The organism is Mycobacterium sp., assembly GCF_032161845.1.
In the GTDB taxonomy this organism is placed as follows: domain Bacteria; phylum Actinomycetota; class Actinomycetes; order Mycobacteriales; family Mycobacteriaceae; genus Mycobacterium.
The window spans coordinates 1-8,848 of record NZ_JAVRQA010000421.1 but is presented as its reverse complement, the minus strand read 5'-3'; the positions used below and the strand labels follow the sequence as shown (position 1 = coordinate 8,848).

Here is an 8,848-nt window from a genome sequence, read left to right as displayed (position 1 = left end):
ATGCGCGCTGCCTTCTGCTTGGAGTTGCCGTCTTTGCGGAGTTCCTCGTACATCTTCTCGTTCTTGATGGATGCGTTCGGCATGGTCATTCCTCGTTCGTCGGTCCGGAACGGTCCCTTCGAGGATGCCCGTCCCGCCAACCGCCGAAACGGCGCAAGGATGGTGGAGTCAACGGCGCTTTGGCGGGTATGTACCAACCGTGTCCGTGACGACGATGACCCATGACGAGCGGGTGGTACTGGTCGACGAGACCGGTCAGGAGATCGGTAGTGCGAGCAAGGCCGACGTGCACCACCGAGCGACGCCGCTGCATCTCGGCTTCTCCTGCTATCTGTTCGATGCCGGAGGACGGGTGCTGCTGACCCGGCGCGCGCTCGGGAAGGTGACGTGGCCCGGCGTTTGGACCAATTCCTTCTGCGGACACCCTGCACCGGGCGAGCCCGTCACCGACGCCGTACGACGTCGTGCCCGCGACGAGCTGGGCGTGGCGATCGACGAGCCCGCATGCATCCTTCCGGACTTCCGCTACCAGGCGGTCGCCGCCGACGGAACCGTGGAGAACGAGATCTGCCCAGTGTTCTACGCGCGCACCGACGCGGATGTCGTCGCCGCGCCGGCCGAGGTGATGGACTCCCGCTGGGTGTCTTGGCAGGAGTTGTGCGCGGCAGCTCGGTTGCCGTGGGCGATCAGTCCCTGGGCGGTAACCCAGATCCCGCTGCTGGAGGCCGCAGGACTACCGAGCCCTGGTTAGCGCCGGTGACCCCGTAGGGCGAACAGACGCTCGGCGTACCTGAGGTCGTCTCGCCAGAGCCGGGTGGCGGCGTAGCGCATGAACGGCGTGATCAACGGCGCGGCTCGCAACGCATGCGCAAAGCCGGGCCGGTCCGAATGAGCGATGACGGCTTCGATCACCGCCGTCCTCGGCTCGCGGGCCCGCTGCGGACTCAGCGGGGTCGCGTGCGTCTCGACGACGCTGCCGACGCCCTCGCCGTCGACGATCCGCATCTGGATGGTCCGCGGTTCGGGACTGGTGAACTCCGCCACCACGGGCACACCGAGCCGGCCGAGCCGGAACGTGACCGCAACGAGGAACCGGTCCTGTTCCGTTGCCGGGTCAGCGTCGATGGACGGCGCGCTGATCACCTCGAGCCTGGTGAACGAATAGGGATGGAACCACGATCCGTGCCACGGATCCAGCCGGTTGGCGATGACGTCGCGAGGCTCGCAGGTGCCCTCCAGCACGGTAACGGCCGACATCGCTGCACCATCCGGTCGTCCCACGATCACCGGCAGCTCCGAGGGTTCTTCGCCGCCAACGGAGTCCAGCCGTACCCACGCCAACACGCCGTCGTCGTACGCGGGATGGGTGCGCCACCCCGGCCGACCCGCGCACGACAACCGCAGGCCGTGCCACCGACACACCAGCTCCCCACCGTCGACGACACCGGTCGACAACTCGGCCCCGAGGTGCGGGCATGCGCCGGGACCGATGCAGAGGGTTCCGTCCGCACCGCGCCAGGCGACCAGCTCGACACCTGCCACGGTGAAGCCCAGTGGCCGCTTGTCGACGCTGGAGGCGGCGGCGAACGGATACCAGTTGCCGCTGGGCCTGGCCTGCGACCGCGTGAGCGCGGCGTCGATGACCGCCACCGACGCGTCGCGATGAGTGGCCCTCTGTTCGGACCATCGCGAATGCGGAAGCATCTGAAAGGGAAGGACTTTCGACAACCGGGAGCGTCCTTCACCGAACCTGTTCACCTCGATCGCCCTCCCGCGAGTCGTCGTAGCGCTGCGGAGCGTCCGCGCGTGGGTACGGTCTCAAGGGCGTGGCCCGCGATGCCGAAGTCCTCCAGCAACCGATTGGCGGCCGACCACCCGGTGGTGGCAGCGCGTTCCATCAGGGCGACGGGCAGGTCGATGCGGATGCCGTCACCGGCCAGAACCAACCCGTCGAGAGGCGTGTCGACCCCCGGCCTGGTGGCGAAGTCGCCTGGTGCGAATCGCGGACAATCATTGCGGCACAGTGTCTTCTCACCGACGATCCGGGCATGCCGGGTCTCCGGATACAGCTCGTACATTTCGGTCAGCAGGCGGTCGCGCAGATCGTGATGGTCGGCGGTGACCGCATAGGAGTGCAGTTCGACGACACACCCGCCCGTCGCTTCGGCCCACGCGGCGGCCTCCCTCTCGTAACGGTTCACCACACTGACGTTGTCCAGCGGCGGCCTGCCTCCGGTCCCAAGGAAGGCGGCCCGATCTGCCTCGACCGGCCGATCCAGCCACAGCCGCTGCACGACGAACGGTGGCGCGCTGGCCAGGGCAGCGATGCGTGCTCGCCACGCGTCGTCGCCGAGAGTCGGCGATTCGCCGACGACGTGCGCCAGACCGGCGACGTCAGTGGCGAGCACCACGCCGTCAGCCCGAACGATCCGCCCGTCGTCGGTGTCGACGACGAAGTGCGCTGCGACGTCGACGGACGTCACCGAGACCCCGGTGTGGAATTGCACGCCTAGTGTCTCCAGATAAGACCGCAGCGGATCCCACAGTGCCACGTCGAAGTTCGCGTTGGCTACGTCGAACACGAGGCCCTCATTTGACCCGAGGAAGTAGATGTGGAACATCGTCGCGAGCTCGGCGGCCGAGAGTTGATCGGGTTCGGCGAAGAAGCTGCGCGAGAAGACCTCGAATGCCAGGTGGCGCGCCGCGGTGGGAAAGTTGATGTCGCGGAGGAAGGTGTCGGCGTCACCGTCGTCGAGAAGGTGGTAGGTCTCCGGCAGCGACACCGCGGCCAAGGGAGCGGCGGCGCGGGCATTGATGCGGACGAGGTCGCGCAGCCGGAAGGTTGGGCTGCGCAACGCGAACGCCAACGCATTCAGCGGCGGTGTCCGCGGCAATCCGCGGAAGGTGTCACGACGGCCCTCACCGTCGACCAGTGGGTAGTCCTCGACAGCGGTCAGCATCGCCAAGTGTGGATCGATGCGCCGCAACAGGTTTCGGAGGTTGTAGTACTGGCGGAAGAACGCGTGGAACCCGCGGTTCATCGACACTTCTGCGCCGTCGTCGAGTTCCTCTCGCCAGCCGCCGACGCGGCCGCCCAGGTACGGTTCCCGCTCGACGACGTCGACCGAGACACCGCGTTCGGCCAGTCCGGTGGCAGCGGCGAGGCCGGCGATTCCCCCGCCGACCACGACCACCTTCGGTCGACGCGACAGCCGGGAAGCGTCGGGGAGCCCCGCACGCGCGGCGTGCACCACCCGGCGTCGATCCGTCATCGTGGCGCATCCGCAAGGAAGGTGTGCACGATATTGCGCTGCCAGCCAGACATCGTCTCGCTGCGCACGTTGGTGAAACCGTTGTCGCGGAGTCGTTCCCGTAGGCGGGCAGCGCCGTCGAACTGGTTCACGCTGCGGCGCAGATATCTGTAGAGACTCGCGTCACCCGTACGGATCCGACCCGCAGGGATGATGACCGCCGCGCACACCGCGTTCCACGTCGCCACTGCCAGGCGCGAGTCGCGGACCGAGTACTCGTGCACGGCGAGCGTGCCGCCGGGTCGCAGCAGGTCGCGGAGGTTGCACAGCACGCCGTCGGCGTCGGCGACGTTGCGGATCAGGTACGCGGCGAGGATGCCGTCGAAGGGGCCATCGACGCCTGCGGTCGCGAGATCCTCAACGTGACTGCGCACGAAACGCACCGACGGCGGCCACCGCTTCGCGGCTGCCTGCGCCAGCATGCCCGCCGAGCCGTCGACGCCGATGATCTCGGCCTCGGGGGCAACCGAGATCAGCGCCGCCGTCGAGGCACCGGTGCCGCATCCCACGTCGAGCAGCCGCAATCCGCGGCCCTCGCCGGGGAGGCGCATGCGCTGCGCCGAAAGACGAAGGTGCACATGATATCCCGGGTTTGCACCAACCAGGGCGTCATAGCTGGCCGCGCCAGCGTCGAACGTCGCAGCGACGTCGCTCGGCGCCCCGCCAGTTTCCCTGCCCACGATTCGTCGTCCCGATTCTCGCGCGATCCCAGGCGCACCCAGAGCAACAGCACCGAGGTCACCAGCGCCCAACCGAACAGGAAGTCCTCGACGGGAATGTCCCATGGGAAACGGATGCCGCTGGTGTGACGCTCGTCGTAGACGACGATCGGAGCACTCAACTTCGTCAGCCAGCCGTCCACCAAGACTTGGAAGCCGATCACGATGACCATCGACATCCAGTAAGCGGGTCGGCGCAGAAGTCCGGTGCGCAGCCACCCGAACTCCCACGCGCACACCAAGACCACGGCGACCACCGCGGGCAGGGTGTATCCGAGACCAGTCACTGGCGCAGCACCCGGCTGGTCGTGTGGCGACGACGCCGCAGTATCGCGCTCACCGCCGAGTAGGTCAGAAGCGCGCAGATCGGAATCACCACGAAGAACAACAACTCCTCCAGTGGGATGGCGAATGGCAGCTCGATGCCGGTGACGTATCGCGGGTTGTAGCTCCACACGTGCCCCGCGATGGCGATGGCATCCCATCCGACGAAGACCGCTGCCACCGGAAGCACGGCGCGGACCAGCCGCCAAGCCTGTCGGTAGACACCACGACCGAAGAACTCCAACGGTGCCGTGAGAGCCAGGCACGCCACCAGGACCAACAAATATTGCCAGCGATCCACCGTCACGCCTCGACGCTTCCCGCCCGCGCCCGCCAAGCCTTCGCCAGACCCGCCGCCGCGACCCTGGCGCGACGCGCGGTGCCGACCGTGGCTCGCTGGCTGAACACGGCGAAGTCGATGTCCTCGATCCTGTCCAGGATCTCCGAATACAGCAGCAGCGCCGCGTCGACGCAGGGGCGTGACCGCGGATGCAGATGAGCGAGTCCACCGCGCGCGAGATCATAGATGCGACGGGTGGCGGCGTGCTGCTCCACCAGTGCCGAGCGCACTCGCGGATCGGTGCGCTGGCGGTCGTGGCACCAGGTCAACAGCTCGCGGTCGACGTCGTGTGCGGCGAGCTCGTCGGCCGGAAGGTAGATCCTTCCGCGCTGCAGATCCTCGTCGACGTCGCGAAGGAAGTTGGTGAGCTGGAACGCCTTCCCCAACGCCGCCGCATAGGGGGCGGCTTCCTCCCGCGGTCCGATGGTGCCGAGGACGGGGAGCAGTTGAAGGCCGATGACCTCCGCTGAGCCGTACATGTAACGGTCCAGCTCGGCCCGGTTGGGATAGTCCGTGACCGTCAGGTCCATCTGCATGGAGGCGAGGAAGTCGTCGAACAGCTGCCACGGAATGCCATATTTGCGGGCGCTGTGCACCACGGCGGCCAGCACCGGCTCGTCGCCACCGGACCGGCCGCTGGTCAGTCGGTCGAACAGCTGCGTGGCCAGGTCGTCGAGCATGTCAGCGCGTTGCGCGACGGTGAGGTCGGGGTCGAAGTCGTCGAGGATGTCGTCTGCGCGCCTGGCGAATCCGTACAGCGCATGAACGGCTGGCCGCTGTGAAGGTGCCAGCAACCTGGTGGCCAGGTAGAACGTGCGGCCGTGGGCCGCGTTGATCTCCCGACAGCGTCGGTAGGCGGCGCGCAGAGTTTGATCGCGTACGCCCGCCGCGTCGAGTTCGGAATTGATCACGAGTGCACCACTCTGCGTATCCATTCTTGGCAGGCCAACTACGGCGGGCGGGTCGGTAAGGGGTGCTTACCCCGTACGGACGGATCGAATCGTCGCGCGCACGGTCAAGATCTGCTCAGCGCACGCCGGCCCACGCTGCCGGTGATGCGGTCGGCCGCCAGCCGCCCCGACAACAGCGCCGTCGGCACACCGACCCCAGGTACGGTCGAGGACCCTGCCAGGACCACGTTGTCGATGCCCCGAACCGTGTTGGCGGGCCGGAATGGCCCGGTCTGGCCGAACGTGTGCGCCAGCGCGAAGGGCGTACCGGCGAACATCCCCTGCCGCGCCCAGCCCTGCGGGTCGACCACGTCGAGCACCTCGACGTCCGCTCCCAGATGGGGCAACCTGGTGGTGACCGCGTCGATCACGCCGCGCACATAGGCGTCGCCGTCGCGGCCCCAATTCATCGTCCCGCGAGTCAGATTCGGGGCAGGCGCCAAAACGTAGAGCAGGTCGCGGCCGGGCGGGGCCAACGACTGATCGCTCGCGGTCGGCCTCGTCACCAGCAGTGAGGGATCCGACATCACCCGGCCGTCATCGATGATGTCGCGGAACGTCTGCTCCCAGGCGTCACCGAACAGGATGGTGTGGTGCGCGTTCTCGATGGGCGAGGCTCGGCAGCCGAGGTGCACGACGACCGCCGACGGCGCTGCACGCAGGGGCAACAGCCGACGCGGTCGGCGGTCGAGCAACCGGTACGTGTCCGGCAGCTCGGTGGTCAGGACCGCCGCGTCACAGGCGATCCGCTCGCCATCCTCGGTCAGTACCGCCGATACTCTGCTGCCCACCCGCTCCAGACTCGAAACCGTTGTTCCGTAGCGAAATTCGACGCCTGCGTCGGTGGCCGCCCCTGCCAAGGCATCGGGTACCGACCGCATGCCACCGCGTGGAAAGTACACCCCGGCGATGGTGTCCATGTAGGCGATGACGGCGTACACCGCCAACGCCCGTTGCGGCGGGACGCCGGCGTACAGCGCCTGGAACGAGAACACTCGCAGCAGCCGCTCATCGGCGAGGAATCGACGCATCACCCGATCCCACCGCCGGAAACCGCCGAGCGCGGCGAGTTGCGCCAGCTGCGGCGTCACCAGCGACAGCGGTGAGTCGAAGTTGCTGGCGATGAATCCGTCGAACTCGACGCGATAGAGCTCCGTCAGCCAATCCCGCAGTCGCAGATATCCCTTCGCCTCCGCCGACCCCATCACACGGGCGACCTCGTCGGCCATCGCATCGGCTTCGCGGTGCACGTGCAGCTGTGAACCGTCGGCGAAGAGCGCCCGGTAGGACGGATCGACCGGACTCAAGTCGAGCCGGTCGGCGAGCGATTCCCCGACCGCGTTCAACGTGTCCTCGATGATGTCGGGCATGGTCAGCACGGTGGGTCCGGTGTCGATGCGGTAGCCGCCGATGTCCAACCGGCCCATCCGGCCGCCCGGATGCTGCCCGCGCTCGACGACGGTGACCGCGCGACCCCGCCCGGCCAGGTGCAGGGCCGCGGCCAGACCGGACAACCCGGCACCGACCACGACGACGTGATCACCATTGTTCGCGGTCATTCGCCGCCTCGATCCGCGCGACATCAGGCGGGGGTGAGATCGCAAGTGGCGGGGCCTTCGAGTCGGGTTCCGTCCGGGCCGAATCGCGAGCCGTGCAACGGGCATTCCCATGTCTCGTCCGCGTCATTCCAGTTGACGATGCCGCCCAGGTGCGGGCAGACCGGTGACACGACGCGTTCGACCCCATCGACCATGCTTCGCGCCCGTAGGTGCCACGGCGGACCACTGACGACACCTCCTTGCACGGAGGTCTCCTGACCCGACGCAGCGATCGGCGTCACCCACCCCTTGACGAGATTGAATCCGACTTCGAGGTTCGACTGCGCGAGGGTGCTGATCCCGGACAGTTCGTGCGGACTCCAACTCGCAAAGGCGTCGGCCCAATCCATTCGGCCGCCAAGGAGCCTGCCGGCCAGCGCCAAGGCGGCCGCAGCACCGTTGCTCATTCCCCACTTGTCGAAACCCGTTGCCACACAAACGCTGTCGAGACCGGGCAAGATGGCGCCCACGTAGGGCAACTCATCGGCGGGGGAATAGTCCTGTGCCGACCAGAAATGGGTTCGGACCGCGCCCGGATAGTGCAACACGGTCCAGTCGGTCAACTCGTCGATGGCTCGGGACGGCGCCTTCTCCCGTCCGACGGGATGGCCGGCCCCGCCGACGATGAGCACCTCCCCCGTTTCGGTCGGCGCATAGCGGACGGACCTCGATGGTGAATCCGCTGCCAGGTACATGCCGCGGGTGATGTCCCCGGGAACCTCGAAGGCCATGCAGTAGGACCGCTGCGCCTTGAGGCGGGCGAAGAAACCGCCACGGTCCAGGATCGGCATTCCCGTCGCGAGGACGAGTCGCTCCGTTCGGACGACGACGTCATCGCCGTCGGGCATCTCTACGTGCACCTTCAGATTCGAGCGAAGGCCAGACACGCGACGTACCCGGGCCCCCTGCGCAAGTCGGCCGCCGTGCTCTTCCAGTTCGACGACCAGACTGTCCAGCAACGGCATTGGATCGAACTGCGCTTGGTCGCGCAGTCGCACGCCGCCGCGATAGGGAAACGGTGTGCCTGCATCGTCGACCCAGTCGACGTCCAGGCCAGCGGATCGTGCGGCGTTCAGCTCGGCGCGCACCGTCGGCACCCCGTCCTCGGACTGCGCGTAGGTGTAGGCATCCTCGCGCTGGACGGCGATCCCTCGACTCTCGCAGTGGCGCAACAGCCAAGCTTGGCCTTCGCGGTTGCCTGCGACGTACTGGGCGGCGAGACCGGATCCATGCTTCGCGGCGATCTTGGAAAGCTTGCTGCCCTGCAGCAGGCTGATCTTGCCGGTGGTGTTTCCGGTCGCGCAGGCTCCGACGGAGCGGGCTTCCAGAACCAGGACGTCCTTGCCCGCCCTGGCTAGGAGCACGGCCGTGATGAGTCCCGTGATCCCTGCGCCGACGACCACCACGTCGGCCGAAGGCGCGCCGGGAAGTCCGGTCCGCGCCGGCATGGGAGTGACGACACGATCAGCAAGCCACAACGACGTCATCGCAACGCCATACCCGTCGGTGGTGCGCCGAAACTCCGCGCTCCCAGACGACACCAGGCCGGCCCCAACGGGACCGGCCTGGCGTCGTGATCGGAAAGGTCAGCGCAGATCGAAGCGAT

Annotated in this window: 9 protein-coding genes and 1 pseudogene; 1 reads left to right on the top strand and 9 read right to left on the bottom strand. The window is 67.5% G+C overall.

The window, feature by feature from the left end; genetic code table 11:
* The coding region (locus QOD90_RS22900; RefSeq protein WP_526353368.1) for a DUF7218 family protein at positions 1-83 on the bottom strand (83 nt) is incomplete at its 3' end.
* A gap of 131 nt (positions 84-214) precedes the next feature.
* On the opposite strand from QOD90_RS22900, the gene idi reads away from it, so the two are divergent.
* Entirely contained in the window at positions 215-751 is a 537-nt protein-coding gene (gene idi, locus QOD90_RS22895; protein WP_526353366.1) for an isopentenyl-diphosphate Delta-isomerase, read from the top strand.
* Here the strand turns inward: idi and QOD90_RS22890 are convergent.
* From QOD90_RS22890 to QOD90_RS22855, 8 genes and pseudogenes are all read right to left on the bottom strand, one after another.
* Positions 748-1,758, bottom strand: coding sequence for a DUF5914 domain-containing protein (locus QOD90_RS22890; protein WP_526353362.1), 1,011 nt, complete (start codon positions 1,756-1,758; stop codon positions 748-750). The genes idi and QOD90_RS22890 overlap by 4 nt on opposite strands.
* On the bottom strand, positions 1,755-3,272 hold the full coding sequence (locus tag QOD90_RS22885; RefSeq protein ID WP_526353360.1) for an FAD-dependent oxidoreductase: 1,518 nt from the start codon (positions 3,270-3,272) through the stop codon (positions 1,755-1,757). The genes QOD90_RS22890 and QOD90_RS22885 overlap by 4 nt, the downstream gene beginning before the upstream one ends.
* Positions 3,269-3,991 (bottom strand): class I SAM-dependent methyltransferase, encoded by a 723-nt coding sequence (locus tag QOD90_RS22880; RefSeq protein ID WP_526353358.1) that lies wholly within the window; start codon positions 3,989-3,991, stop codon positions 3,269-3,271. Before QOD90_RS22880 ends, QOD90_RS22885 begins: the two co-directional genes overlap by 4 nt.
* Before the next feature lie 20 nt (positions 3,992-4,011).
* Positions 4,012-4,317, bottom strand: a pseudogene (locus QOD90_RS22875) (lycopene cyclase domain-containing protein); the annotation flags it as partial.
* Positions 4,314-4,655: a lycopene cyclase domain-containing protein gene (locus tag QOD90_RS22870; protein WP_526353364.1), complete on the bottom strand. Its 342-nt coding sequence runs from the start codon at positions 4,653-4,655 to the stop codon at positions 4,314-4,316. The gene QOD90_RS22870 and the pseudogene QOD90_RS22875, both read right to left, overlap by 4 nt.
* 2 nt (positions 4,656-4,657) lie before the next feature.
* Complete coding sequence (locus QOD90_RS22865; RefSeq protein WP_526353356.1) at positions 4,658-5,605, bottom strand: phytoene/squalene synthase family protein; 948 nt, start codon at positions 5,603-5,605, stop codon at positions 4,658-4,660.
* A 104-nt stretch (positions 5,606-5,709) separates the two neighbouring features.
* Complete coding sequence (gene crtI, locus QOD90_RS22860; protein ID WP_526353354.1) at positions 5,710-7,203, bottom strand: phytoene desaturase family protein; 1,494 nt, start codon at positions 7,201-7,203, stop codon at positions 5,710-5,712.
* A 23-nt stretch (positions 7,204-7,226) separates the two neighbouring features.
* Positions 7,227-8,729 (bottom strand): FAD-dependent oxidoreductase, encoded by a 1,503-nt coding sequence (locus QOD90_RS22855; RefSeq protein ID WP_526353352.1) that lies wholly within the window; start codon positions 8,727-8,729, stop codon positions 7,227-7,229.
* Between the last annotated feature and the right edge of the window lie 119 nt (positions 8,730-8,848).

Coding starts and splice junctions, on each gene's coding strand:
- crtI (WP_526353354.1), bottom strand. CDS start 7,203: ATGACCGCGAACAATGGTGATCACGTCGTCGTGGTCGGTGCCGGGTTG.
- QOD90_RS22855 (WP_526353352.1), bottom strand. CDS start 8,729: ATGACGTCGTTGTGGCTTGCTGATCGTGTCGTCACTCCCATGCCGGCG.
- QOD90_RS22885 (WP_526353360.1), bottom strand. CDS start 3,272: ATGACGGATCGACGCCGGGTGGTGCACGCCGCGCGTGCGGGGCTCCCC.
- idi (WP_526353366.1), top strand. CDS start 215: ATGACCCATGACGAGCGGGTGGTACTGGTCGACGAGACCGGTCAGGAG.